Origin of the sequence: Candidatus Protofrankia californiensis (assembly GCF_900634765.1) — a bacterium.
In the GTDB taxonomy this organism is placed as follows: domain Bacteria; phylum Actinomycetota; class Actinomycetes; order Frankiales; family Frankiaceae; genus Protofrankia; species Protofrankia californiensis.
The window spans coordinates 1,288-3,646 of record NZ_CAAAFT010000134.1 but is presented as its reverse complement, the minus strand read 5'-3'; the positions used below and the strand labels follow the sequence as shown (position 1 = coordinate 3,646).

Genomic DNA, 2,359 nt, shown 5'->3' with positions numbered 1-2,359 from the left:
CCACGTCGTCGACGTCAGCGAGGAACTGGACGTGCCCGCGGCGCTGCTGCGGCCGGACGGCCACGTGGCGTGGGTCGGTGAAGACCAGCAGGATCTGCTCAGCCAGCTGCCCAAGTGGTTCGGCGCTGCCGTCAGCTGAGCGCGCAGTTGTGGCTCGAAAGGGCGGGACCTATCTCCGGCCGAGTTCGGCGCGGTCCGGTGCCGTACCCCGCCAGCTCGAAGCCCCCGCGAAGTACGCCGACCCCAGCAAGATCAACCTCATCGGGATTTCCTAATCCGTAGTTAAGGACGTTCCGAGGTAGCGGGTGCTTCCCGGGATGTTCGAGTACCGGATCGTGACATCTGGTCCTGGTGCTTGGGGTGGTGGCGGCCGCGTGGGCGCCGGGCGGATTCCTTGGGATTTCCGGGGACCTCGATCCCTCGGTACAGGGCGGCGGCGCTCGGCGTCTTCGTGGCCCGCCACCACCTGTCGCTCACACCACCGGGCGACCTCCGGCCACGGCTGTCACGTTCCGCGATTCTCATAAATGAACAGATGCGAGAGTTCTGCGAGAGACCAGGAGGCGATCACGTTTCCGCAGGTCGCCGTTCGCAAAAGTCCTCTCGAAACCCGCATGTTGTGCGAGGCACTTCTGAGAGACTGCCGTCATGAACTTGACGCCCGAGCAGGCCGCATTGGCGGTAGAACGTCACGACTGCCCGAACTGTGACGCGCCCGCCGGCAGTGCCTGCCGCACCCGGGGCGGGAAGACTGCCGCGAAGTACCACACCCCGCGCTTCGTCCTCGTGCCCGCGCTGCGCGAGGAACTCGAAGTGCCGGTGCCCGCCGACCGTGGCCCCGGCCGGACGTGGAAGCAGGGCCCCGCGCTCGCCGTGGTCCCGGCGCCGCGGACCGAGCGGCCGGTGCGGATCGGGTACGCGAGGACGTCGACCGCCCGCCAGGAGCTGGCGAGCCAACTCGAAGCCCTCCGCCGGGCGGAGTGCCACAAGATCTTTCACGAGCAGATCAGCACCCGCGTCAAGGTCCGGCCCGAGCTGGAGAAGGCGCTCGCGTTGGCCCACCAGTTCAAGGAGGCCGCGCCCGAGACGCCCGTCATCTTCACCGTCCACGAACTCAAGCGCCTCGCCCGCAACGCCGCCGAGCTGATGACGCTGTCCGCCGAGCTCCAGGCCGGCGGCATCCAGCTCGAACTCCTCACCGGCCCGCTCACCGGCATCTACGACCCCAACGGCATGGGCGCCATGTTCTTCGCCGTGCTCGCCGTCGCCGGGCAGATCGAGCGCAACTACATCCGGGAGAAGACCCTCGAAGGCCAGGTCATCGCCGCCGCCAAGGGCAACCACGGCGGACGGCCGAAGGTCATCGACGACGACTCACTCACCTTCGCCCTCGCACTGAAGGACAAGGGCGTCCCCGTCCCGGACATCGCGAAGAAGCTCACCATCAAGACCGGGAAGAACGCGGGCAAGTCCCCGTCCGTCGCCTCCCTCTACCGGGCGCTCGCCGAAGCCGAGCAGGCCGCCGCGGACGACGGCCTGCCGATCCGGCCCAAGCCCGTCCGTATCCGGCACCCCGACGACCCGCTGACGCCCGAGGAAGCCGACCTTCGCGAACGCCTCCAGGCCCAGGTCCTCCAGCGCCCAGAGGACGAGTAGCCAGCAAGATCAATCTCAGCGCCAACCACGGTTCCATTGATCCCCGGGGCCGGTGTACGTCAACGCCCGTCCGCAGTGCCCGCACCGTCCGTGTCACCAGGGTGTCGGCCACGTCGGAACGGCCCGGCTCATAGCTGGGGCGCTTTCGCACGTGACACGAGGTTTCGGCAATGCCGGTGTACTCGTGCTCCTGGCCGTCGTCACCGGCGCCAGCCGTGTCCCACCTATGCCGTTCGTCTGAATGAAACGTCGTTTCGGCAACGCCCCGGCGGTCGGGCGGGCCGCCGGGGCGCAACGGGTGGAGTGCCCCGCCTACCGGCAGCATCAGACGAGCGCCTGATGCGCCTGGTCGGCTACGGCATCATTCGGGCATGGGCAACCTACATGAACCCGATATGCCTCCCGGCGAGGAGGACAGCTGGTTCGCCCGTTACGCACACAGCACCGACACCGGCGATCCGCCGTCCACCACCAACAGCCCGCAGATCGCCCACCTGCGAGCCGAACTCCAGAACATCACTCTCGAAGCCGGACGCCAGGCCCAGCAGGCCCGCGCGTGGGCACGGTTCTGGGGCGCAATGCACATCGTCCTTGGGCTTCCCGCAGTCGTGCTCGCGGCGGTGTCAGGCGCAACAGGCTTGGCGTCCGCCGACGCTCGCATCCCGGCCGCGCTACTGGCTCTGACCTCCTCAGCGTTCGTGGC

Annotated in this window: 2 protein-coding genes and 1 pseudogene; all 3 read left to right on the top strand. The window is 68.4% G+C overall.

From position 1 onward, the window contains the following. On the top strand, window positions 1-139 hold a 139-nt coding region (locus DD1DGNOD_RS30730), incomplete at its 5' end, for a hypothetical protein (protein ID WP_165036523.1). Window positions 140-648: 509 nt separating this feature from the next. Further along, window positions 649-1,656 carry a recombinase family protein gene (locus DD1DGNOD_RS08130; protein WP_131766840.1) on the top strand — a complete coding sequence of 336 codons (1,008 nt, stop codon included), beginning with the start codon at window positions 649-651 and terminating at the stop codon, window positions 1,654-1,656. Window positions 1,657-2,027: 371 nt separating this feature from the next. Then, a pseudogene (locus DD1DGNOD_RS08125) lies at window positions 2,028-2,359 on the top strand (hypothetical protein); the annotation flags it as partial.

Bases quoted from the DNA above. Each gene is read 5' to 3' on its own strand.
- DD1DGNOD_RS08130 (WP_131766840.1), top strand. From the start codon at position 649: ATGAACTTGACGCCCGAGCAGGCCGCATTGGCGGTAGAACGTCACGAC.